The sequence below is a fragment of the Propionivibrio sp. genome (genome assembly GCF_049316945.1).
Taxonomy (GTDB): domain Bacteria; phylum Pseudomonadota; class Gammaproteobacteria; order Burkholderiales; family Rhodocyclaceae; genus Propionivibrio.
Genome location: NZ_JBMOJE010000002.1, coordinates 42885 through 67832 on the forward strand (window position 1 = coordinate 42885; position 24948 = coordinate 67832).

At 57.8% G+C, this 24948-nt stretch carries 15 protein-coding genes, 1 tRNA gene and 2 pseudogenes; 14 read left to right on the plus strand and 4 right to left on the minus strand.

Annotation, left to right across the window (positions count from 1 at the left end):
- The first annotated feature begins 110 nt into the window (after positions 1 to 110).
- From uvrA to ACOYNV_RS00855, 6 genes are all read left to right on the plus strand, one after another.
- On the plus strand, positions 111 to 2957 hold the full coding sequence (gene uvrA, locus ACOYNV_RS00830) for an excinuclease ABC subunit UvrA (RefSeq protein ID WP_422897834.1): 2847 nt from the start codon (positions 111 to 113) through the stop codon (positions 2955 to 2957).
- 160 nt (positions 2958 to 3117) lie between these two features.
- Positions 3118 to 3414 (plus strand): HU family DNA-binding protein, encoded by a 297-nt coding sequence (locus ACOYNV_RS00835; protein WP_422897835.1) that lies wholly within the window; start codon positions 3118 to 3120, stop codon positions 3412 to 3414.
- 209 nt (positions 3415 to 3623) lie between these two features.
- Positions 3624 to 3699 (plus strand) — tRNA-Ala (locus ACOYNV_RS00840).
- Positions 3700 to 3812: 113 nt separating this feature from the next.
- Complete coding sequence (locus tag ACOYNV_RS00845) at positions 3813 to 3971, plus strand: hypothetical protein (RefSeq protein WP_422897836.1); 159 nt, start codon at positions 3813 to 3815, stop codon at positions 3969 to 3971.
- A gap of 403 nt (positions 3972 to 4374) precedes the next feature.
- Positions 4375 to 4638 carry a hypothetical protein gene (locus ACOYNV_RS00850; protein WP_422897837.1) on the plus strand — a complete coding sequence of 88 codons (264 nt, stop codon included), beginning with the start codon at positions 4375 to 4377 and terminating at the stop codon, positions 4636 to 4638.
- A gap of 303 nt (positions 4639 to 4941) precedes the next feature.
- Positions 4942 to 6183 (plus strand): hypothetical protein, encoded by a 1242-nt coding sequence (locus tag ACOYNV_RS00855; protein WP_422897838.1) that lies wholly within the window; start codon positions 4942 to 4944, stop codon positions 6181 to 6183.
- A 683-nt stretch (positions 6184 to 6866) separates the two neighbouring features.
- Here the strand turns inward: ACOYNV_RS00855 and ACOYNV_RS00860 are convergent.
- Both ACOYNV_RS00860 and ACOYNV_RS00865 read right to left on the minus strand, forming a co-directional pair.
- Positions 6867 to 12158, minus strand: coding sequence for a caspase family protein (locus ACOYNV_RS00860; protein ID WP_422897839.1), 5292 nt, complete (start codon positions 12156 to 12158; stop codon positions 6867 to 6869).
- 24 nt (positions 12159 to 12182) lie between these two features.
- A complete protein-coding gene (locus ACOYNV_RS00865) occupies positions 12183 to 13769 on the minus strand; it encodes a ShlB/FhaC/HecB family hemolysin secretion/activation protein (RefSeq protein ID WP_422897840.1) in 1587 nt (528 codons plus the stop codon).
- 943 nt (positions 13770 to 14712) lie between these two features.
- Here ACOYNV_RS00865 and ACOYNV_RS00870 point away from each other — a divergent pair.
- The 8 genes and pseudogenes from ACOYNV_RS00870 (at position 14713) to ribD (ending at position 23491) form a co-directional block, all read left to right on the plus strand.
- Positions 14713 to 16326: a 4-hydroxyphenylacetate 3-hydroxylase family protein gene (locus ACOYNV_RS00870; RefSeq protein WP_422897841.1), complete on the plus strand. Its 1614-nt coding sequence runs from the start codon at positions 14713 to 14715 to the stop codon at positions 16324 to 16326.
- Between the two features lie 384 nt (positions 16327 to 16710).
- Entirely contained in the window at positions 16711 to 17406 is a 696-nt protein-coding gene (locus ACOYNV_RS00875; RefSeq protein ID WP_422897842.1) for a dienelactone hydrolase family protein, read from the plus strand.
- A 401-nt stretch (positions 17407 to 17807) separates the two neighbouring features.
- Positions 17808 to 18593: a transglycosylase SLT domain-containing protein gene (locus ACOYNV_RS00880; protein ID WP_422897843.1), complete on the plus strand. Its 786-nt coding sequence runs from the start codon at positions 17808 to 17810 to the stop codon at positions 18591 to 18593.
- 91 nt (positions 18594 to 18684) lie between these two features.
- Positions 18685 to 19071: pseudogene (locus tag ACOYNV_RS00885) on the plus strand (IS21 family transposase); the annotation flags it as partial.
- A gap of 64 nt (positions 19072 to 19135) precedes the next feature.
- Positions 19136 to 19614, plus strand: a pseudogene (locus ACOYNV_RS00890) (IS3 family transposase); the annotation flags it as partial.
- Between the two features lie 784 nt (positions 19615 to 20398).
- Positions 20399 to 21661, plus strand: coding sequence for a serine hydroxymethyltransferase (gene glyA, locus ACOYNV_RS00895; RefSeq protein ID WP_422897844.1), 1263 nt, complete (start codon positions 20399 to 20401; stop codon positions 21659 to 21661).
- A gap of 265 nt (positions 21662 to 21926) precedes the next feature.
- Positions 21927 to 22397: a transcriptional regulator NrdR gene (nrdR, locus tag ACOYNV_RS00900; protein WP_422897845.1), complete on the plus strand. Its 471-nt coding sequence runs from the start codon at positions 21927 to 21929 to the stop codon at positions 22395 to 22397.
- 8 nt (positions 22398 to 22405) lie between these two features.
- Positions 22406 to 23491, plus strand: a complete 1086-nt coding sequence (gene ribD, locus ACOYNV_RS00905) for a bifunctional diaminohydroxyphosphoribosylaminopyrimidine deaminase/5-amino-6-(5-phosphoribosylamino)uracil reductase RibD (protein WP_422897846.1) — start codon at positions 22406 to 22408, stop codon at positions 23489 to 23491.
- A 112-nt stretch (positions 23492 to 23603) separates the two neighbouring features.
- On the opposite strand, the gene ACOYNV_RS00910 is transcribed toward ribD, so the two are convergent.
- Together ACOYNV_RS00910 and ACOYNV_RS00915 are read right to left on the minus strand one after the other, a co-directional pair.
- Positions 23604 to 24353 carry a HesA/MoeB/ThiF family protein gene (locus tag ACOYNV_RS00910; protein WP_422897847.1) on the minus strand — a complete coding sequence of 250 codons (750 nt, stop codon included), beginning with the start codon at positions 24351 to 24353 and terminating at the stop codon, positions 23604 to 23606.
- A 160-nt stretch (positions 24354 to 24513) separates the two neighbouring features.
- Complete coding sequence (locus tag ACOYNV_RS00915) at positions 24514 to 24948, minus strand: hypothetical protein (RefSeq protein ID WP_422897848.1); 435 nt, start codon at positions 24946 to 24948, stop codon at positions 24514 to 24516.

A 24948-nucleotide genomic window follows, 5' to 3' on the forward strand; every position in this document is an offset into this window, starting at 1 on the left:
GACACCGGAAATCAGAGCGAAATAGGAACAAGGAGGAACAAGGATTGGTTTGAGCGGTCGGAATTGCGTATATTAACAGGTTTGCTCCACCCCTCAGGCACTGCTCCCCAATGGATGAACTACGAGAAATCAGGATTCGTGGCGCGCGCACGCACAATCTGAAAAACATAAATCTTGATCTGCCGCGCAACCGGTTGATCGTAATTACCGGACTTTCCGGCTCCGGCAAATCCTCGCTCGCTTTTGACACGCTTTACGCCGAAGGCCAGCGGCGCTATGTCGAATCCTTGTCGGCTTATGCCCGTCAATTCCTGCAACGCATGGACAAGCCGGATGTCGATCTGATCGAGGGGCTGTCGCCGGCCATCTCGATCGAGCAGAAGGCGACAAGCCACAACCCGCGTTCGACGGTCGGCACGGTTACCGAAATCCACGATTACCTGCGCCTGCTTTTTGCCCGCGCCGGCACGCCCTATTGCCCTGAGCATCAGCTACCGCTGGATTCACAGACCGTATCGCAGATGGTCGATCACGTGCTGGCTCTCCCCGCCGAAACCCGGCTGATGATTTTGGCTCCGGTGGTTGCCAACCGCAAGGGCGAGCAACTGGAACTCTTTGCCGAACTGCGCGCACAGGGCTTCGCTCGTTTGCGTGTTGACGGGGCGATTTACGAAATCGACGCGTTGCCCAAACTGGCCAAAACGCAGAAGCATACGGTTGATGTGGTCGTTGACCGCCTCAAGGTGCGCAACGACATGCGCCAGCGTCTGGCCGAGTCGTTTGAAACTGCCCTGCGTCACGCCGATGGGCGCGCCATCGCCTATGAGATGGATTCGCAGAAGGAATACCTCTTCTCGGCCAAATTCTCCTGCCCGGTGTGCTCCTACTCCCTGCAGGAACTTGAACCACGAATTTTTTCGTTCAACAACCCGATGGGGGCCTGCCCGACCTGCGACGGTCTCGGCGTCATCCAGTTCTTCGACCCCAAACGCATTGTTGCCCGACCTGAAATTTCGCTGGCTGCAGGGGCCATTCGCGGCTGGGATCGGCGCAATCAGTTTTACTTCCAGTTGCTGACCTCCCTTGCTACTCACTATGGTTTCGACGTCGAAATGCCGTTCGCCAACCTCCCGGAAAATATCCGGAAAATTTTGCTGTATGGCTCAGGGCGCGACACGATCCCCTTCAACTACCTCAACGAGCGCGGCAAGAGCACCATCAGTGAGCACAGCTTCGAAGGCATCGTTTGCAACTTTGAACGCCGCTACAAGGAAACCGACTCGGTGGCCGTGCGCGAGGAACTCGCCAAGCTGATCAGCAACAAAATCTGTCCAGGCTGTGAGGGCGCCCGCCTTCGTGAAGAGGCGCGTAACGTACGCATCGGAGCGAATGCAGGCGCGCTTACCCTGCATGAAATCAGTCGCCTGCCACTCGGCCTGGCGCGCGACCATTTCCTGGCACTGCAACTGGTGGGTAACAAGGCACAGGTCGCCGAAAAAATCCTCAAGGAAATCACCAGCCGCCTGCAGTTCCTGATCAACGTCGGTCTCGACTACCTCTCGCTCGACCGCTCGGCTGAAACACTCTCCGGCGGCGAAGCACAACGCATCCGTCTGGCCTCGCAGATAGGCTCCGGGCTGACCGGTGTGATGTACGTTCTCGACGAACCGTCCATCGGCCTGCATCAGCGGGACAACAGCCGGCTGCTGGAAACCCTCAAGCAACTGCGTGACATCGGCAACACAGTGATCGTCGTCGAGCACGACGAAGATGCCATCCGTAGCGCCGATTACGTCGTCGACATCGGCCCTGGAGCAGGCGTACACGGTGGCTTTATCGTCGCCGAAGGCACCCCGGAACAAGTGGCCGCCAACCCGGCGTCAATGACCGGCGACTATCTTTCCGGCCGCCGTCGTATCCAGGCACCCGGCAAGCCGCGCCAGCCCGACCCGGCACGCCAGTTGAAGCTGACCGGTGCGCGCGGCAACAATCTCAAGAACGTCACACTGGAACTGCCGGTCGGTTTGCTCACCTGCATTACTGGGGTTTCCGGCTCCGGTAAATCAACACTGATCAACGACACGCTCTATGCCGCCGCCGCAAGACACCTCTATGGCTCGACAGCAGAACCCGCCGAACACGACGAAATCATCGGCCTCGATCATTTCGACAAGGTAATCAATGTCGACCAGTCACCGATCGGTCGCACTCCCCGTTCCAATCCAGCCACCTACACTGGCTTGCTGACGCCGATCCGCGAACTGTTCGCCGGGGTGCCGGAATCGCGTTCGCGCGGCTACAGCCCCGGCCGCTTCTCGTTCAACGTCAAGGGCGGGCGCTGCGAGGCCTGCCAGGGCGACGGAGTAATCAAGGTCGAGATGCACTTTCTGCCCGACATCTACGTCACCTGCGACGTCTGCCACGGCAAACGCTACAACCGTGAAACACTGGAAGTGCATTACAAGGGCAAGAACATCCACGAAATCCTGCTGATGACCGTCGAACTGGCGCGTGAATTTTTCGATGCCGTGCCGGTCATCGCACGCAAACTGCAAACGCTGGTCGATGTCGGCCTTTCCTACATTACGCTCGGCCAGGCCGCAACCACCCTCTCCGGCGGCGAGGCCCAGCGTGTGAAGCTGGCGCTTGAACTCTCGAAACGCGACACCGGAAGAACGCTGTACATTCTCGACGAACCAACTACCGGTCTGCACTTCCAGGATATCGAAATGTTGCTCACGGTACTCCATCGCCTGGCCGATCACGGCAACACTGTGGTCGTCATCGAGCACAATCTGGATGTGATCAGAACAGCCGACTGGATCGTCGACCTTGGTCCGGAGGGCGGTGATGGCGGCGGTCGAATTCTTGCTGCAGGTACGCCTAAAGTCATAGGCAGAGCGGCAGGGAGCCACACTGGTCGTTTCCTGAAACTCCTGCTGACGCGCAGTAAATAAGCGCTCAGCGACTGCCTGCATCAGGCAAACACCCAAAAAAACAACAAAATTCTCATTTTCTTTACAAATACAAGGCTTACCCCCCTTCCCAGCGGGCGCATGAAGTGCAAGAATCGCGGCAGAGTGTCAGTACGGCTCTCAACAATTAACAGGGGATACTATGAACAAGTCCGAATTTATCGACGCAATCGCTGCTCGTACCGAACTGTCCAAGGTTGCTTCCGGCAAAGCGCTGGATGCAGTAATCGAAACAATCGTAGAGGCTGTTGCCAACGGAGATGGCGTGAGCCTCGTTGGTTTCGGCACCTTCAAAGCTGCCGCTCGTGCTGCTCGTGAAGGCAAGAACCCGAAGACGGGTGAAAAAATCAAGATCGCCGCGACGACCGTGCCGAAGTTCTCAGCCGGCGCCACCTTCAAGGCAACTGTTGCTGCTGCTCAGGGCAAGAAAAAGAAGTAATCCGCATCCAAGAAAAACAATAAATTGGCTTGCATTGATGCAAGCCTTTTTTCTTTTAATTGTTTAATTTCATCAGAGTGGATTGCCGCCCAAGTTCTGATGCCTTGATCGCCCAGCAAGGAAATAGGCTGTATTTACTTGCTCTTACTGGATGCGCCGTAGCCACATGATTGACGCGTCATTTCGCGCCGCGTAGAATTTCCGTTTTCGGGGGCATAGCTCAGTTGGGAGAGCGTCTGGTTCGCAATCAGAAGGTCGACAGTTCGATCCTGTCTGTCTCCACCAGTGATACCAAGGCTTACAGCGATGTGAGCCTTTTTCTTTTTTAGACCGGGCTAACACCGGGCTAACAGCGCAGGGGAAAGCGCCCACAAATCACAGTCAAAGAAAAACCAGCAATGAACACAGACAAACAGAAGAAACTCAACCAGGACTACGCTGATTTTCTGGTCGAACATGAAGCGGCCAAAGCACAAGGCAAGTTCATCGGCAACTTCCTCTCATGGATACACGCCACAGGCCGGGGTCAGATAGCAATCAGGGAACGCGGCAAGTAGTCCGGCATTCTGTGACTGTCACGAAATAGAACCACCTCAATTTGAGTAAGTTTTTATCGTTCGTACGATATTCAAGCATCAGCTGAAAATTCAGCCGCTGTGTTTCGTGACAGTCACGCCAGCATTCGTAACATAGCCGTGCAGCACATGGAAACCACCCGCAAATTACAGACAAAATAAAACGGCCATTACAGCCGGTCGGTCGTTACCGCGGAGCGGGTCAGGCATCCATCCAAGCGCATTCAAGAACAACGTCAGCATAGCCCGTTTGCCAGCGCGCTTCGCGCGCATGCTGCATTAGGTGCAGGGTGAGTACACCCTGCACGGATAGAAGTTCGTTCGAGCACTGGCTCAAACTCATGTCATACCCCGACCTTGGATCCGGATGTAACCGCGTCAGACCATGGCTGAACTCGACAGCCACCCATCCGCCTGCCCTTCCCGCCGGCGGGAAGGGAGCGAGTCGCCCTCTGTCGTCAGGCTTGCTGGCCGAAAATACTCGACCAGCAAACCCTCCGTCAGCGTCGGCGGTTGCGATCGTCTCGTCAAGGCCAAGCCCTTCGGGCGGCCTTCGGCCGGCCTTGACAAGCCGCCTGCCACCGCGGGCATCAACCACCGTGCATGCACTGATCAGGGGGCCATGAACTCTGGTCAATGGATGACGTAATCAAAACGGCTTGACAAACAAGTCCCCATAGAAGCAGCCATTGATCCAGCGTATTCACCCGAAAGCGGTCGTTGGAATCGTGCAGTTCAATTCCTTTGATTTAAGGGCCACAGTGCAACGAAAATCACAATTGACAGGGCTTGAGAGAACAACAAAATTTTGATCGACCTCTGTCAACTTCAATCCGCCGTTCAAACGGGTCGAATCAGCAACCGGAATTGATTTCCCTCCTGCCTTGAAATGAGTATGCTTCAATAGTCGCTGGAAACGTCACTTGATCCCTGTTAATCCCGAGGTTGCCACATGAAATTCTCCCTGAGTCGCTCTAGAACAATCTGTTTTTCAGCCGTTGCCGGCCTGTTGTTGCTTACCGGCGCCACGCTTCCTGGCGGGTATGCTGTCGCAGCAGAAACGAAGGCAGCAAACCCGGAAACGGGGAAGCGCTTTGCAGCGGTCTGGCGCATTCGGGGGGAAGTCTTGGCCTCCGGCGGTGTTACCGGGAAGGACCGGCAGTTGCGAGAAGGTGATCCGGTATTCGTCGGTGAGCGCGTGCACGCCACGTCCTCCGCAGAAGCCGTGCTGAAGACCGACGACGCCGGAATCGTCGCCGTCCGTCCCGGAGCCGAGTTTGTTGCCGAGCGCTTTGCCGCGCAAGGCGACGCCAACGACAGCTTGACCCTGCGCATCCTGACCGGATCGCTGCGCATTATTACCGGCTGGATTGGCCGCACGAATCAGGCCGGGCACCGCGTTGTCACGCCATCGGCCACCATCGGCATTCGTGGCACCGACCACGAGCCTTACGTGCTATCTCCCGACATGTTGGCGGCAGCCACAAACAAGCCGGGGACTTACGATAAGGTGAATCGAGGCGGGACGACGCTGGACGTCAACGGCCAGAGTCTCGACATCGATGCCGGCCGGGTCGGCTTCGTTCGCCTGGTTCGTGTCAAGGAGCGTGCTTTGCTGACCCTGTTGCTGCCGGCCCTGCTGGACAAGGTGCCAGACTTTTACGTGCCCGGTGAGTTCGACGCGGAACTTGACCTCTACTCGCAGACTGCCGACGAAACTGCACTCCAGCAACTGGAGAAAAAGCGAAAGTCTGCGTCAGCCAAAGGGGCTGCTGTATGTGTTCCGAAAACAGTCGCCAAGCAGTGGCTAGACCGGCTGGATCGCGGCATCGCCAAGGGCGATGCGGATGCAATCGTAGCGATGTTTGCTCCCGATGTTGAGGTTCGGGCCGTCGTGATCCTGAAAGACGGCAGTACGTCGACTGTAGTTTTCGGGCGTCAGGAGATGGTGCAGAGTACGCTCGCTGCCATGAAGACACTGAAGGACTACAAGCACCGCCGCCTCTCGCTCGACGCCGGACTGGCGAATCCCGAAGCGACAGCGGAATGCACCCGTCTCAAGGTGAAGTCGGTGGTAATCGAACAGGGGATACAGGCTGGAAAACGCTTCAGATTCGAATCGCAAGAGGAGTATCTGCTTGAGTTGCAGGCGGGCACCTGGCTCGCAATCAAAGCCGAAACGACGCAGCGCTAGCCTGCAATCATCCTTAAAACCGCAGTTGGATGTGTGCCAATGTCGCAAGCCCTCATCCCCGGCCCTTCTCCCGCGGGGAGAAGGGTGCAAAACCCCCTCTCCCCGCGGGAGAGGGTTGGGGTGAGGGCCAAGCACGCGTCAAACCTGGCTTTGCGGTCAGTTTGTCGCGGTCAACAGCGCTTTCCAGGATCAACGACGAGGCTTCGCGGCCCATGCCCCGGAATCGGGAGTGCACAGACCCGATGACTTGTGCCACGGAAGCAAGCCGGCATGCTGCAGATATTGGATATGCTCTGAAAGCCTCGCCAATAGGCGTTCAGCAAGCACATGCCATGAAGAGCCAATAAAAACGCCACTCTTCAGGATAATAGGTTGTAGATCGTTTATACATGCGGGTTTCAGCCTTGCGCCCTTGGCTGACTCATCCGGCAGGTGACAAGATTTACCACCGGGTGAACCATCCGGGGTCGGCAGTTCCAATTCACAATAACTGATCAAAAAAGAGGGAGTTGCTGTGCAGCACAGCAACTCCCTCCATCCCGATAAAAGCTTCTCTCAGACAACCGTGGCCAGCATCCTGGCCTGCACCGTCGCCCTGGAGGGTCTCCGACGAAGGCCCCGGTGGCCAATTACCCGGCTAGTACGACGCTGCCTGTCGGATAATGGCCACCGCAATCCCAACGCTACTTGAACGAGCGCGCCTCGAAGAGATAGTCGCCACCGGTCGTGTGACCGGCCGAAACCGCGCCACCATATTGCGGCACTTGCGGGAATTCGCGGCGTACTTCAGTCTTCACCGATTCAAACACCGTGCCGGCGGGCTCGACATCCTTGATCGACTTCAATGCGTTCATGAAGCTGTACGCAAAGATCGAGTGCCCATCCTTGCCTTCATCGGAAACCGGCTCTTCACCGCCCGACGACATGACCGTTACCGAGCGCTTGGCCAGGATTTTGGCCGGATCGGACTGCCCCGCACCCGATATCCACTGCTCCTTGGTCAGCGAGCCGGAGTAACAGGAATCCGAAACCAGCATTATCTGCTTGGCCGGGATATTGGTCAGCAACTTGGCGATGTCGTTATTCGAAATCCATTGATCCGGACTTGAAATCTTCGCGTCCGCCGGAATCCAGTAGCCGGTATTGCTCTTCTCGTTCAAATAGCCGTGTCCAGCGTAGTAAATCGTAACGCTGTCGTCCGGGCCGACTTCACGCGCCAGCCGGTTCAGGCTGGTAACGATATCGGCGCGGCTGGCATCGGGCAGCACGCGCACTTCATAACCCAGTTGGTCCTGAAGTTGCTGAGCGACGGCCTTGGCGTCCGGCTGCGCGGTATCAAGCGCAGGAATGGCCGGATCGCTGTAGTTGTTGATCCCGACCAGCAGGGCCACCTTGCGCTGGATTTGCGGCAGGAAGGAAGCCGTCGGCATCAGCGGCGGCGGCAAGGTGATGGCGCCCGGCATACCGTCCGGCACACAGACAATCGCCGAACCGGCGCACGACGGCAGATTGGCGGCCAGCGGGTTGCGCTCGAGAATGTTGAGTGCCGGCTTGAAAGCTTCGGTCTTCAGTTCATGACGCAGACTAACGAGCGCTTCCAGGCTTTCACGCGAGGCGCCAGCGGTAGTTACCCTGCCGAAGGCCTTGGCCGATTCGCTGCGGCGTTCTTCACCACGCCGGGTTTCAGCGACACGATGTTCTTCGGCCTTTTTGTCGGCGACGACCTTCTTCTGCTCCGCTTCGACTTTCTTCTTTTCGCCTTCCGCTTTCCGTGACTCGGCTTCGGCCTTCTTGCCCTCGGCTCTCTTCTCGGCTTCGGCCTTCTTCTGGTTATTCTTTGCGCTGCTGGCTTCGCTGCGCGCCTGTTGTTCTTCGGAACGTGCTTTCTTTTCGCCGGCCTCGGCCTGCTTCACCTCAGCCTCCGCCTGCTTTTGCTCGCCTTCGGCCTTCCTGGCGTCAGCACGTTTCTCGCTCACGGCACGGCCACCCGGCGAACGCATGGTCTTGGCTTCGGCTTCGGCGTACTTGCCTTCAGCCTTGGCTTGTTTGCCTTCGGCTTCGATCAGCTTGGCCTCGGCCTCGGTCTTCTTGACATCGGCTTCGCTGCGCTTGCTTTCGGCGCGTTTCTCGGCGGCTACCTTCTGCTCGGGCGTTTTGGCTTGCCTGGCTTCGCCTTCGGACTTCCGGGCATCGCCTTCGGCCTTGCGCGCCTGGGCTTCGACCTGCTTGCCTTCGGCTTCTGTCTTGCGGGCGTCGCTTTCGGCTTTGTGGGCCTGGGCTTCGGTTTTCCTGGATTCGGCCTTGAGCGTGGCGGCGAGCTTTTGTTCCGGGGACTTGGCGCTGCGCACTTCCGCTTCGGCCTGTTTGGCATCCGCTTCGGCTTGTCTGGCGCGGGAATCCGCTTGCTTGCCCTTGACTTCGGCTTGTTTGCCTTCGGCCGTGGCTTGCTTGCTCCGGGCTTCGGATGTCTTGACATCGGCTTCGGTGCGCTTGCTTTCGGCACGTTTCTCGGCGACGGCGCGGGCTTGCGGAGTTGGCGCGGCCTTGACTTCGGCTTCGGCCTGCCGGGCTTCGGCATCTATCTTGCGCGCTTGAGACTCGGTGCGTTTGGCATCGGCTTCGACGCGCCTGGCTTCGGCGGTCTTCTGGGCGATTTCCTTCTGCTCGGGCGTCCTGGCGGATTTGGCTTCGCTGGAGGCCTGACGGGCTTCTGCATCGGCACGCTTGGCATCGGCGTCGGCACGCTTGATTTCGGCGCGCGCCAGGCGTGTTTCGGCCTCGCTACGGCGAACGCTAGCGACGGTTCCGGTTCCGGTCCCGGCCCCGGTCTCGGCAACCACCTGCTTGGTGTCGGCGAGGGCGTCGCGGCTTTCGGCTTCGGCACGCTTGGCTTCGGCCTGGGCTTTCTTCACGTCGGCTTCGGCACGCTTGGCTTCGGCGCGGCGCTGGGCGTTTTCGCGCTGCTGCGGGGTCTTCGCCGTATTGGCTTCCGCCTCGGCCTGGAGGGCTTCTTTTTCGGCTTGCTTGGCTTCCATTTCGGCTTTGCCGGCATCGCTCACCGCCTGTTTGGCTTCTTCACGGACTTCTACGCCGGTTTTTTCCTGGTCGGTTTTTTTAGCCTTGTCCGAGGTATTTAACTGGGCGGTGATGGTTTTCTCTGCCGCCGTATCGCTGCGAACAACGTAGCGATCATCGCCGGTGAGTGTGGCGGCAATGCTCAGCGGAGCGTCCAGTGCCGGATTGACGGGGCCGACCGTGGCCTGGATGCTGTTGGGGTTAGTGGCGGTGGGGTCGGCGATCGGGGCGCAGATGGCCGGGTTCAGGACACACGGATCTTCGACGCGGATGATGGGTGTGGGTGTGGGTGTGGGTGTGGGTGTGGGTGGCAAGGAACCGATTACATAAAACGAGGTGTTTTCGTTTCTGTTCCAAATTGAATTCTTTAAGTACCCAGCCGCCTTCAACGCATTGATGTCCGAGTAAAAGGTATATTCATAGCCGGCCAGGCCGCTGACGTCAAACAGCGCTCCCTCCGGGACCATGATCCACCAAGGCTTGCCGTTGCCGGCATTTACCGCATTCGGGCCATACACATTCTTGAACTGCCCGATCAGACCAGTGTAACCCGTGCTATCGCCCAGGCCGAAAATGACCGTCGGATCGATTGCGGTCGGGTTGTAATTGCTATTATCTCCCGGCGTATTGCGCGGTGCCAGTGCACCGGTACCGGTGACGGTGCTATTGAGCTTGATATAGCCGGATTGATCGGTCCCTATCGAGACATAACTGGCTTCCACCGGACTGTTGACGTATACGTTGCTGTAGCTAGAATAGATATCCAGCCAGCCTGCGACGGTGAGCGGGCTTCTGATGAAGACATTTCCCGAAGCTTCGATGGTGAGGTTTGGGGCACGCGGATTGAAGGGTCCCACCACTTCCAGGACGTCAGAGGTTCCAGTCGAAGAACCCCAGGCCGATATGGTTGTTTGCTTCCAGGAACCGGTAAAGAACTGTGCCATATCGTTAAAGCAGAAACTACCTGACGGACAGTTAGCCGAAGTCGCGCCCAGAAGCACAGACGAAAAACTCCGGGGTGAGAGCGCCAACTCCCATGCGTCAATGTTTACCGGGGTTCCGCTGAAGTAATCAACCTCAAATGCGACAAGCCCGGCCTTGACCGTGCCACCAAAATTCTGCGCGTATTGGGCATGCAGCAGAACGGCACCGGAATTGTTCGCCGGGTTGCCGACATCAATCAACGCGCCGGATCGGGCAATGATGCCGCTCTGCGCGTCGATACGAAAGTCAGAGCCGTTATACCAATCGAAATTATTTCCCGGAATCGGCTGCCCCGATCCTGGCAAGAGAAATTTGCTGCCCGAATCCATTTCAACCGTCGCTGAGCTGGAAGAAAACGTTGAACTCGAACCAAGGGCATCGATCCAAAATTTGATATTGACGTTGTTGGTGCGAGCATCAAACGTCCCGTTGCTATAGACATAAGGGGCCTGTATGTTGAGCACTCCGCCGCTGGGTACGGCCATATAGCCACCGACGGTGTAGGTGCCGCCATTCGGCATGAAGGCCAAATAATCGGTTGCCTGAATCGTCAAGCTTCCATTCGATGACAATGCATAATCAAGCATTGTTGGCGTCATCACGGTGGCCATATAAACCATGGGATCTGAACCCCCGCTGCAGGTTGTAACGCCATTCGGCAGGATACAAACTTTGGCCGGGTCAAGCAGCCAAGAGCCGCTTGTTCCCTGTGGCGCCAGGGTATTCACCGTACCCCCAAGCTGCAACTGATTATGCCCCGAGGTTTCCACCTGCCCGCCGTTGCCGCCCTGGGGGCCGCCACGGGCAAAGATGCTGCCCTTGAAGTCGGTCGTATCATTGGCCCACAGCACGACCTTGCCGCCATCGCTGTTGCCGGTGGCATCGGCCTTGATGAGCGCACCGGCCTGCATGGTGGTATTGCTTGCATTCTGGACGCTGGCGTTGCGGCCTTGCCAGTCGCCACCGACGAGCACGCTGCCGCCACCGCTGGTGCCGGAGGCATCGAGGCTGGCGCTGCTGGTCAGGGTTACGTTGTTGCCGAGCACCTGTATCTCGCCACCCTTGCCGGCGCTGTTGGTCGCGCTGATCGTGCCGGAAACAACGGTGCTGTCGCTGGCCTTGAGGATGATGCGGCCCTGCGCGTCGACGCTGGCGCTATCGGCGCTGAGCAGGCCGTGTTGATCGATGAGCGCGCCGAACATGTTGATCTGGCCGCCGGCGGCGGTAATGGTGCCGAGGTTGACCGCGCGGTTGCCGTTGGCGCTGAGCGTCACGCTCAACTCCGGGCCAGCCGAATCGGAAAGGCTGACGCTATTGCCCGCCGCCAGGACGACCTGGCCTTGGGGTGTGGTGATGACGCCTTCGTTGCGCACGTCGGTACCGATCAGGTAGACGTTGCCGCCGAGCGGGGTCGAAATCCGGCCCTGATTGAGCAGGGGACCGAAACCGCCGCCGGCAAAGGAGAAGCGCTTGGCGAGGAAGTCGGTATCGCTCAGGTTGAGGGTGGAGGCCACCAGTTTGTTGACATCGATGATCGAATTGGGGCCAAACAGGATGCCGCTCTGGTTGATCAGGTAGACCTGGCCGTTCGATTGCAAGGTGCCGTAGATACGGCTCATGTCGCCGCCGACGACCCGGTTCAGGATGGCCGAATTGGCCGACTGCTGAACGAAGCGCGTGGTCTCGCTGGCGCCAATGTTGAACTGTTGCCAGTTGATGATGGTTCCCGGCGTATTGGTGACCGAGAGGGTTTGGCCGGTGCTGTTGATCTGGGCACTACCGGCGGCGATTTGTGCCCCGGTCGGGTTGGCCAGGACGATGCCGGAATGGGCGAAACAAGCCGCAACCGCCAGGCTGGCGAGGGTGGGCTTGAAGACGAAAAGCGGACGGGCAGACTCTTGGGTGTGGCGTTTCATGGCGCGACTCTCCGACATGCTGGCTTAGAACTGCAGATTGATGGCGGCGTGACCATAGGCTTCGCCTTGCTGGCGATTGGCCCCGGCCGGATCCGGTGTGACGATGTACTTCTCCTGGGCGAAGCCGACATCAAGGCGAACGTCAAGTTGGCGGTTGAAGTTGAGGCGCAATCCAGCACCTATACTGCTGAGCGGTTGCTGTTTTTCACCGTTGCGGGCGTTGCTGAAGGAAATTTCGCCGAAGTCGTAGAAGAGCAGGGCGCGGGCATTGAGGTCTGTGGTGATGTGCTTGCCGAAGTCGGGCGAATAGAATTCGATGTTGACGGTGTAGCCGTGATCGCCGCTGACCGTACGCTCAATATAGCCGCGCACCGAACTGGCGCCGCCCAGACCAAATTGTTCGCCGGGAACCAGGCGGTTGTTGCTTAACTGGCCAGTAGCGGCGATGCGCGCCTGATAATCGGCGGGAAGTGGCAGGCTCAAGCCAATGTTGGCGCGGACAGCGTTCCAGTCGGGCGTGGCGCCATCGCGTGCGGCCTGGTATTGCTGTTGGCCCCCGTTGGGCCCGCCTTCGATGTTTTGCGCGAAGGTGAGGCCGCCGCTGAGTTGATACTCAGGCTTGGCGAGGGTGGCAAAGTAGGTGAGGCTGAGCGGTTGTGCGGTAACGGTGCCGCAGGTGCCCGCACCTACTCCGGTGCAGGTGTTGTCGAAATCCTTGTAGTCAAAGCCGTAGATCAGGCGGTGACGGAATTCACCCGCGCTGGGCAGTGACTGATTGAGGCGCAGTCCGAGCATGTTGCCCTGCCCCGAGAAGTTGGTGCTGCCGAAGCCGACATTGGTGGTGGCAGTGGATTTGGAGTAGGCGCCGATGACGTCCAGCGAGAGGCCGAGATCGTAGAAGGGAACACGGTAGCCGGCCGAGACTTGCTGGCTCCGCTCCGGGTAATCGATCGATGTACCCAATTGCAGCGTAACCATGTGGTCGAGGTTGAACAGGTTGGCGTTCTGGTAGCCGGCATTGAGCCGATTGACGCCGGTGGACTTGCTGCCCATGTTGTCGTAGGTGAGAATGAATTTTTCCGGGCGGTCTTCGGTGACGGTGACCACGGCATCAATCTCGCCGACTTGTTCGGCTGACTGGAAGTTGACGGCCACCTGCTTGGCCGGGTTTTCGTTGGCGGCGGCAATGGCGGCAACGATTTTCTTGGCGTTGGGTTTCGTTTTTTCCTGCAGGGGCGGCAGGCTGGAACGGATGTTGGCCTCATCGTAGGCCTTGTTGCCCTTGATGGTGATCGATTGCACTTGCCCTTCGATGACTTTGAGGGTGACTCGACCATCAGCGGCCGTTTGCGCCGGCGGGAAGACTTTGATGACCGGGTAGCCCGCGTCTTCATAGGCTTTGCGCAGGGCTTCGGCGGCGGCGTTGATGTCTTCAAGGCTGCGATCGGTACCGAGGTAGCCGGAGAGTATCTGCTCTACCCTGGCTTCCGGCAGGAGGGTGTTTCCTTCAACCTGGTAGCTGGAAATGGCGAATCTGGCACCTTGCGCCCAGGCGCCAGTGGTCAGGGCAAGCAGCATGGCTACCGTCCTTAGTGCAAACCTCTTCTTCATGAAACCCCCGAAATGCCGTGTAGCGGCGATTGAGCTAGAGTGGCTTGAGATGCAGCCGTCTGAAAATTTTTTACCCATAATACGGTATATCCAGCTTCGGCGGCAACAACCATGTAGTCAAATGGGGTAATGAACATTTATTGTTGCAATGGAGTTTCGACGATGCCGATTCGATTTTCTCCAGTCGCAAAAGGGGATGTGCTTAAACTGGGAAATCCTGCGTCAGCTTGAAATGCACTTGGGGTGCAAAGCTGTACTTGGCGACCTCGAAAAAGCGGGCAAGGAAAAGCAACTCAATCGCAGAGCCGGCGACCAGTAACCACGAGCCAGACAATCCAAAAGGAGGGGCAACCAACAACGACTGATTGGCGCCGTCTTGCCTTGGCCACCGTGCTCCGCTACGCTACGCCCGTTGGCCAAGGCAAGACAAAACCAGCAACCCAACGGATCTCATCAGAGATCTTCTTCATGAACCGACTGGCCCCTTTTTACGCCGCCATTCGGCCCCAAATTCCTCCGCCATTTACACCTGCCGTTCGCGCAAAAAATGCTCGGCGTTGCAGCCAGCGGCGGCTTAAGACTGTAAGCGGCCTGATGACTTTTGCATGCCCAGCGACCGCTGCACTCTGATTCCTGCCTTTCGAATGCATCAGCGCTTTATGATGACAACCAGCGACCCATACCTGCCAGTCGGGGTTTTGAAAAGAGGCCATTCGCAGGGAACGCTGAAGAAGTAGAAGCAGCCGATTATTATGTTTATATTGTATATTTTCCTGACCGTCTGTGGATTTGATGCAAATCAAAGCGGGAACAAATTCAGAACCGGCCAGGAAGTGCGGTGAGGTTTGGGCAAAATTTCTGAACACATCGCTTACTATCCCAGAACGTTCTCGGACCATTTTGAATGGTGATCAATTCAGATAAGCGGTGATCAGGAGACCCTATGGAAAAGTCAGCAACAGCAAACCACGATACCCGTAATTTAATGTCGGGCACCGATTTTCGAGAATCCCTGCGGCGCTTGAAGCCGATAGTCTATGTTGATGGTCAACTGATTGAATCCGTGGTCGATGCACCCTCGTTGCAGCCGGGCATAAACGCACTGGCGGTGACCTACGACTTCGCGCTCGATGCCGACAGGTCGCGGTTGATGACCGCCGTCCAGTCGAGTTCTGGCAAGACCGTCAATCGCATGCTGCACATCAACGAGTCGGCTGGCGACCTGCTCAACAAGCTGGAGGCGGTGCGCCTGCTTTGCCAGGAGACTGGCTGCGCCCAGCGCTATCTGGCGCACGATGCACTTAACAGTATTGGACAGGTCGGCGCTCGTCTGGATGACGCCAAGGGCAGCACCGGGAATCGCGCCCGCTTCGCAGCTTATTTGCAGCATGTGCAGGACGAAGACCTCAGCCTGGGCATTGCCATGACGGATGCCAAGGGCGACCGCAGCAAACGGCCCCATCAACAGCTCAACCTCGATGTTTACGTTCATGTTGTCGAGCGTAACGGCAAGGGCATTGTTATTTCCGGCACCAAGGCTATCGTTACTGCGGCCCCCTATGTTCATGAATTTCTGGTCATGCCCTCGCGTAACATGGGCGAGGAGGATGCCGACTTCGCTGTATGTTGTGCCGTGCCTGTCGATGCCCCGGGGGTGACCATCGTTGCCAGGCCCGCAGGGCGGCCCGGTGAAAAGCCTGAGCACGGTTCCCCGTTATTCTCCCGTCGCTATGGCCAGTCCACCGGCGTCGTTATTTTCGATCGCGTTTTTGTGCCATGGGAACGCGTCTTCCTGGATGGTGAATGGGAGTATTCCGGAGCCATCACTTACAACTACGCCACGCATCATCGTCATAGTTGCATCGGCGCCCGTGCGGGCTTCGGCGACCTGCTGATCGGCGCCGGTGCGCTGATGTGCGAGGCAAACGGGTTTGATCCTGGCCGCAAGGCCAGCCTGCGCGACCCGATGGTCGAGCTGATCAAGATTACCGAAGGCTTCTTCGCTTGTGGGGTGGCAGCCAGCGTCTATGCCGTGCATGACCAATACTCCAACAGCTTCATGCCGGAACCGGTCTTCTCCAATATTGGCAAGCTGCTGCTGTCCACCCAGATCTACGATATGCACCGTCTTGCGCATGAAGTATCCGGCGGGCTGATTGTGGCGCTACCGGGACCCGACGAGGATCACAACCCGGCCACTGCCGCAACCCTTGCCGAGGTTCTGCGTGCCAACCCGGACGTTCCCTACGACAAGCGTATCGAAGTCGCACGCTTCATCGAGGATCTGACTGCTTCCTACCAGGGCGGCTGGTACTCATTGATCAGCCTGCATGGCGGCGGCTCACCAAGCGCCTTGAAGCAGGAAATCTGGCGCAACTACCCGCTGGGTGACAAGGTCGATCTGGTCGAGCGCTTGCTGGACCGCGGGGTGCTGGCCGACGAATCACGGGCCATTACCCGCAACCGCCAGCCAGGCCGCTGCTGCGATGCCGGCTGTAGCCAGCCGGGGCAATCGGTAATGGTGCCGTTGCCAACGACACGGCGCGAGGAACCATGAACTCCTAGCTGACCAAGGGTGAACTGCTGAAGCAAGGTTGCGACGAAGGAGTCGTGCACTTTAATGGCGAGGTGGTCGTCCATGCTCATCATCTCCAGCAGCAAGGCTGCGGTCGCGATTTGTAGCGCCTTTTTTCCGTCAGCCTCGTTCTGCCTCGTCCCTGGTTCGATGAATTGCTTGAAAAATTCCTCAATGCTGGTATTCATGTATGTCTTTACGCGTTACTGCGCGATCAAAATTAGCCATCATTCGCAAATTATACTTACCAGCCATTTTCATGCAATTTTCGCGAAGAATCAGGGTTTGAAGGTGCTTTAGTCTGGTCAAACAACAACGCGCAAGATGGTCAATCTGACTCGTGCAAACAACCTTGGAGGAGTCCAAATGAATTGCCTATGGATCGATATTACTCACGCCCAAGGCGAAACCTTTTCTGGCTATCTTTCGCTACCGCCGTCAGGCCGAGGTCCGGGCATCGTGCTGGTACAGGAAATATGGGGTGTAAATGAACACATCCGCGCTGTAGCCGACCAATACGCACTTGACGGCTACGTGGTACTGGCTCCGGATATTTTCTGGCGTTTAGAGCGACGTGTCGATTTGACGTACGATCCGGAAGGCACTGCCCAAGCTCGCGCACTCCTTCAGAAAGTTGATACGGCAAAGGCGGTCGCTGACCTTTCAAGCGCTGTAGATACACTGCGTAAGCTGCCCGAGGTGACCGGCAAGGTTGCCACACTCGGATTCTGCCTCGGTGGTCAATTGGCCTATCGTACCGCAGCGACTGGCAAGTGCGATGCAGCAGTCGCCTATTATGGCGGCGGTATCCAGCAGCATCTCGACGTGGCAGATCAGATCACTCAGCCGATCCTGTTCCACTACGCTGGGCAGGATGCCCACATTCCACAATGTGCAGTAGCCGATGTGAAAGCCAGTTTTGCCGGCAGGACGAACGCCATCTTCTTCGACTACCCGGCTGCCGATCACGGTTTCAATTGCTGGGGTCGTCCAATGTACAACCAAAATGCTGCCGCCCTAGCACATGGCAGGACGCTGGTGTTTCTTGCTGAACATTTGTAGGTCTCCGCACTTTTTTGATTTGTCTTCGGTAACGTTCTGTTACAGAAACAAAGACAACGCACAACAGACTTAATGTCAGTGTGTCAGTAACATCCTGCCGGTGCAGTTTTCAAGGATACGCTCCCTGCTTTTTTGTGCCAAAAGAACTTCCCAAGACATTCAAGCCATGGCACTTGGAAACGTCGCAAGAGCATGAGTTTCTCTTCGCAAATGACTTCCCATTCCTCGATTGGCTGTTGGCGGAGATAAGGTTACAGAGGGAGGCTGACCGACTTCGGAGGATCAGCCCGCTGAAACAGGAAAGCAAGCCAACGCAATCGAAGCACGAAAGTGGGTGCTACGCGAGCCTCTTGTCGAGACACGCGAGATGATCAAACCTTATATAACGAAAGGGCAAATGGATGGAATTCTCAAAAGTTGCCTTTTCAATTCTTTTGATCCTCGCTTCGACGACCAGTAGTGCGGACATCTACGGGTATGTCGATGACCAGGGTGTATCGCATTTCTCTGCTGAAAAACTGGATGCACATTATCAACTGTGGTTGAAAGGCAAGCTTGGGTCGGTGGAGATTGAGTCCGCTGGACGAGAAAGCCAGCCCCAGTCAAATCGTCTTACACAACATCCCAACCTGCGAAAGTACGAGCCGCTACTGAAACTCGCAAGCCTTGAGTTTTCGGTCGAGCCTCACTTGCTCAAGGCGGTCATGGCAGCGGAGTCCGGATTCAATCCTGACGCCATCTCACCCAAAGGGGCCATTGGCCTGATGCAAGTTATGCCTTCAACCGCTGAACGCTATGGCTTATTCGGGGATAAAAGAAAGACTCTCGAACAGAAGTTGCGGGACCCTGAAACCAACATTCGCTTGGGGGCACGCTACCTGTCCGACCTGTCCAAAATATTTCCCGAACAACAGAATCTAGTGATCGCTTCCTACAATGCCGGTGAGGGGGCGGTTAAGCAATACCAGAACACCATTCCGCCCTATCGCGAAACACGCAATTACGTTCAGTTAGTGACGCAGCTATATAAAGTCTATCAACCAAAATTGGTTTCCAGAAAATCTGGAGCAATGGTGTTGAAAGACGCATCGAGTGCAACAAAACGCATTCGTTTGACCATTGATGGGGCAACTAACGTCGTGTCCGCTCGGCCACTCCCCTCTGTGTTGACGCTGACCGAAAACTGACCTACGTAGAGGGTTAATGCCGATCCAAAACTGACCCAGGTGTTCTACTTGCCCTGCCTAATTTTTAGGCAGGAGATAAAGGGTGATCACCATGGAAATGTTCGGCAAGATTCGACGGATGTATTTACGCGACAAGTTGTCGCTGCACGAAATAACGAAGCGCACGGGTTTATCGCGCAACACGATACGCAGATGGCTGCGAACACCCGAGGAGGCGGCTACGCCGACGTACCAGCGGCGTGAGATGCCTGGCAAATTGACGGCATTCCACGAGGCGCTGGAGCAGGCGCTCAAAGCCGATGCCCACGGCACAAAGCAGAACCGGCGTACGGCCAAGGCGCTGTTTGCGCAAATCAAGGAAGACGGCTATGTCGGTGGCTACAGCCAAGTCACCGATTTCATCCGGAACTGGCGTGGGCGCGCAGGCAAGACCCCACACGCCTTTGTGCCACTGAAGTTCGATTTGGGCGAGGCATTCTATAGTGGTCCCTGATTTCAAGGCAGTGGTTTAAGCTGTCCGCTGTCATAAGGAACGAGCAGAAATGAGTGAGCCGAAGAAGAGGAAAGTGCCGACGTCGGAGTTCAAGGCGAAGGTGGGGTTGGAAGCCTTGCGAGGGATGAAGACGTTAAACGAGATTGTCCAGGAATTTGGTGTTCACCCCGGCCAGGTTGGGCTATGGAAGAAGGCCATCCAGGAGCAAGCCAAGAGCCTGTTTGAAGGCAAGCGCGGCCCCAAGCCGATAGCGGCACATCAGGAGCCGGACCTGCTGTACAGCGAGATTGGCAAGCTGAAAGTAGAACTCGACTGGCTCAAAAAAAAGTCTGGGATCAGCCTGCCATGATCCGTCGCACATGGATCGACAAAGGGGATGCGGTGTCTGTCGTCCAGCAATGCGCCCTGGCCGGGGTATCCCGCGCCACGGTCTATGCGCGGCAGCAACCCAAGCCTGTCGATCAAAGCGACCTGCTGCACAGTCATTTGATTGACGAGGAGTTCACACGGCACCCCTTCTACGGAACCTTCAGCCGCACGCCAGCGTTCTTGTCCACGGAAAAGGTCGAAAGGAGCGTTGCTTATGCAAAGTTTGAAACTATGTGCAGGTTGGCGCTGAATCGCTGTATCTGACGGCGTCGAGGCCGGCAATGCTGCACATGGTTTTTGGCATGTCACGTCCCCCAAACATTTTTTTCCTCGCAATCGCCAAGAGCCAATCTTCGGCGTCACTCGCAGGGAATGTCTTCCGTGTTCACCGCCGATGCCGTCAATTCGCGGCATCTGGCATCATGGGTGTCTCCTCGCTTTTGCACAAACCGGATCGCGTTGAGCCGGTCGCCGTATTGCACGAAATGTATTGCTACGCTCCCTGACGCCGAAACTATGTACAGTTTTTCGCTGATGAACTTCGTCCAATGCCAGGCACTGCCGGATTGGCGACCGCTCTATTCACGCGGGGTGCACATAGTTTCAAATTGTGCATAGGGGTCGATGACCGCCATTCGGTTGCTCCATGCAACATACCAGTCGACAATAAACATGTTGCGTTGCACAACGCCATGAGCCTATCACCACTGAATCCGAATAGCCCAATTGATTTACTAACCCACCGCAGTGGTACAGAGGCAGGGAGAAACCGCTCTGCAAAGCTTGATTTCATGGGGTTCTCTGCGATAGCTCAGCGTCTCTGTGCCTCTGCGGTGAAGCCAGGTTTTCGGTCCTTTCCCAAGCATCCCGCCGCCATATGGCCGCTTCACCCTTGCCTCGCGTGATACAATTTTGCCCTTTCTAATGGCTTGTGAGGCATACGATGTTTTCCGCAAAAGACACCCTGGCAAAAGTTGATCCTGAACTCTGGAAGTCGATTGAAGACGAGAATCGCCGCCAGGAAGAGCACATCGAGCTGATCGCCTCCGAGAACTATGTCAGCAAGGCAGTCATGGAAGCTCAGGGTTCGCAGTTGACCAACAAGTACGCCGAAGGCTATCCGGGCAAGCGCTACTACGGCGGTTGCGAATACGTCGACGTTGCCGAGCAGATCGCCATCGATCGCCTGAAGAAACTGTTCGGCGCCAATGAACACCACTACGCCGCCAACGTGCAGCCGAATTCCGGCTCGCAGGCCAACCAGGCGGTGCTGCTGGCCTTTGCCAAGCCGGGCGACACGATCCTCGGCATGAGTCTGGCCGAAGGCGGTCACCTGACGCACGGCATGGCGCTCAACATGTCCGGCAAGTGGTTCAAGGCCGTTTCCTACGGTCTCGATGCCAAGGAAGCGATCGACTACGAGCAGATGGAAGCGCTGGCCCGCGAACACAAGCCGAAGATCATCATCGCCGGTGCTTCGGCCTATTCGCTGCGTATCGACTTCGAGCGCTTTGCCAAGGTGGCCAAGGAAGTCGGCGCCATTTTCTGGGTCGATATGGCGCACTACGCCGGCCTGATTGCTGCCGGCTGCTATCCGAGCCCGCTGCCGCACGCCGACGTGGTGACTTCAACCACGCACAAGACGCTGCGCGGCCCGCGCGGCGGCGTCATCCTGATGAAGGCCGAGTACGAGAAGGCCATCAACTCGGCGATTTTCCCCGGCTTGCAGGGCGGTCCACTGATGCATGTGATCGCCGCCAAGGCGGTGGCTTTCAAGGAAGCGGCTACTCCCGCGTTCCGCGCCTATCAGGAACTGGTGGTGGCCAATGCCCGTGTGCTGTCGCGTGTTTTGTCCGAGGAACGCGGCCTGCGTATCGTCTCCGGGCGCACCGAATCGCACGTTTTCCTCGTCGATCTGCGCGCCAAGAACGTTACCGGCAAGGAAGCCGAAGCGGCGCTGGGCAAGGCGCACATCACGGTCAACAAGAACTCGATCCCGAACGATCCGCAGAAACCGATGGTTACGTCCGGCATCCGTATCGGCTCGCCGGCCATGACCACGCGCGGCTTCACCGAAATCGAGGCCGAACAGGTCGCCCACCTGATCGCCGACGTGCTCGATGCGCCAAACGATGAAGCCGTGCTGGCGCGGGTTCGTGGCGAGGTATCAACCCTGTGCAAGAAGTTCCCGGTTTACGGCAAATAACGGGCATGGCTTTGAAAGGCGCCCCAAATTATGAAAGTCATGCCCGTTTCCCTCCCTTGCAGGGCGCATTCCGGCTTACCAGCCGGAATCGCTCGATGGGCGCGGAGCCATGCTCCGCGAATTCCCCATCTCGCCCCCCGACCCCTCTGATGAAGCTACTAGCCATTCGACTAAGCTGCCAAAAAACGGCAGCCAAGTCGCTGGTTATCCCAATGGGCGAGGGGAGGTTCGAGAGTCGCTCGCGCGACTTTCACGTTAAAACGCGATGAAATGCCCTTTTTGCGGTGCGGCTGACACGACCGTTGCGGATACGCGCATCAATGACGACGGCGACATTGTTCGTCGCCGGCGTCGTTGCCTGACCTGCGAAAAGCGCTTTTCAACCTACGAGCGGGCGGAAATCCGTCTGCCGCAGGTGGTCAAGAAAAATGGTTCGCGCGTCGATTTCGACCGCGAGAAACTATCCGGCAGTCTGTGGCTGTCTCTGCGCAAGCGTCCGGTGACCGTCGAGGCGGTTGATGCGGCGATTACCCGCATCGAAGAAAAGCTGCTGACGCTGGGCGAGCGCGAAATTCCCTCCGAAAAGGTCGGGGAGATGGTCATGCGCGAATTGAAGAAGCTGGACAAGGTGGCCTATGTCCGCTTTGCTTCGGTCTATCGCAACTTTGAAGATGTCGATGAGTTTTCCGAGCTGGTCCGCGAAGTATCGCGTCCTGCTCCGCGGCGTAGCCGGTAGTTCCGCGCATGTTCAGCGCCGCCGATCACGAGTTCATGGCGCGGGCCTTGCGTCTTGCCGAACTCGGCCTTTTTTCCACTACACCCAATCCACGCGTCGGTTGCGTCATCGCCAAGGACGGTACGGTTGTCGGCGAAGGCTGGCACCGGCATACCGGTGAAGCGCACGCTGAAATCCATGCCCTGCAAATGGCCGGCCGCCAGGCGCACGGCGCCACCGCGTATGTAAGCCTCGAACCCTGCAGTCACCATGGCCGCACGCCGCCCTGTGCCGAAGCGCTGATTACCGCCGGGGTGTCGCGCGTGGTCGCGGCCATGCAGGACCCCAACCCACTGGTGGCCGGGCGAGGATTGTCGTTGTTGGCGGCGGCGGGCATTGCCGCTGACTGCGGCTTGCAGGAAGTGGAAGCGCACGAACTCAATATCGGTTTCGTCTCGCGCATGATGCGTGGCCGGCCCTGGCTGCGCATGAAACTGGCAGCCAGCCTGGACGGCAAGACAGCGCTTGAGAATGGCGTCAGCCAGTGGATTACCGGCCCGGCGGCCAGGCAGGACGGGCATCGCTGGCGGGCACGGGCCTGCGCCATTCTGAGCGGCATCGGCACAATGCGCGACGACGATCCGCAACTCAACGTGCGCGGGGTCGAAACATCGCGCCAGCCGTTGAAAGTGGTGGTCGATAGCCGCCTCGAATTGCCGCTGCAGGCCAGGGTGTTGAACGGTGGCGGCGTATTGCTGGCGACCGCAAGCGATGACAGTGAAAAATCAGCGGTACTGCGCGAACGCGGGGCGGAAATCCTGCACCTGCCGAATGCCGACGGCAAGGTGGATCTGCCAGCGCTGATGACGGAACTCAGTCAGCGTGGCATCAACGAACTGCACGTCGAAGGTGGCTTTCGGCTCAACGGCGCGTTGCTGGCGGCCGGTCTGGTCGATGAACTGCTGCTCTATCTCTCGCCCTGCCTGGTCGGCGATACGGCGCGCGGGATGTTCGACCTGCCGGCGCTTGAGTCGCTGGAAGGCAAGCATCGACTGAATGTTCGCGACATGCGCATGCTCGGTGCCGACCTGCGTATCCTGGCGCGTTTCAGTTAGCGGGCATGGCTTTGTCAGGCGCCCCCAAATAATGAAAGCCCTGCCCGTTTCCCTCACCCCCGGCCCCTCTCCCAGAGGGCGAGGGGAGGTTCGAGAGTCGCTGGCGCGACTTTCACGTTGCCGCGCAGACGGCGCACTGCGGGTCCCTGCCGAACTTCACGCTGCGCCATTCCATCTTCAAACCGTCAAGCAACAGGAGACGGCCAACGGCTGGCTCCCCGGCGCCACTGATGACTTTCAGCGCTTCGGCGGCCTGCATGGCGCCGATGATTCCGGTAAGCGGGGCAAAGATGCCCATCACGGCGCAACGTGTTTCTTCGACGTCGTCACCCTCCGGAAACAGGCAGTGGTAACACGGTGAGTTCTCGCGTCGCAAATCGAATACCGAGAGTTGTCCGCTAAAGCGGATGGCCGCTCCGGAAACCAGCGGCGTGCGATGTTTGACGCAGGCACGGTTGACGGCATGCCGGGTGGCGAAGTTGTCGCAACAGTCGAGGACGACATCGGCGTCGGCAACCAGCGCTTCCAGCCGTTCGCCGACCAGGCGTTCACTGATCGGTTCGACCGTCACTTCCGGATTGATCAGCGACAGAGCGGTTTGTCCGGAGACGGCTTTCAACTGTCCGACGCGCTCCTGGGTGTGCAGGATCTGGCGTTGTAGATTGGTCAGGTCAACCGTGTCGCCATCGGCCAGCGTGATGCGGCCAACGCCGGCCGAAGCCAGATAGAGGGCGGCGGGTGAACCCAGTCCGCCGGCACCGATCACCAGTGCGTGCGCGCCGATGATCCTTGACTGGCCTTCGATACCGATTTCGTCAAGCAGGATATGGCGGCTGTAGCGCAGTAACTGTTCGTCGTTCATGCGGAAGGGATCAAGCTACAAGCCGCATCAATTGGCGTTCTGTAAGGACCATGGCAGGATAGCCAATGAATACGCCACTCTTCAGGCGTATGAGTTGCAGATCGCCTATCCATGCGGGTTACAGCCTTGCCGTCTGGAATTGTCTGAAAAATTCTCGGCCTTACTTGTATTCGCGCCATTCCGGCGGCGTGTCGTCGTGATCGCCGTGCGGGTGGCGTTCCCAGGCGTGGGTATAGGCTTCGTGCTGCGACTTCTTGAGCGGGCGATCGGGTGCTTCGAGGTTGTGCAACTGGGTTTCCTCGACGTAGTAGATCAGTGCGCGCATCATCTTGCTCATCAGCGTGTTGTCGAGGTGATAGCCCTTGTCCTCAAGCGTCCCTTCGAGTTCCTGCAGCGAATGATCGTGCAGGTCGTAGGCGACGCCGACCGCACGCCGCTCAACGCGCGGTTCTACTTCCAGGTCATCCATCTTGCCGAGGAAGTCGGACGCTTCGGGCACCTGGCCGGGCGGAAACTTCGAAAACTGAACATTCCGCTCCTTGCGGATCGGTGCCGTTTTGTGCGGATTGTGCGGCGAAGCGACCGGTCGTTTCAT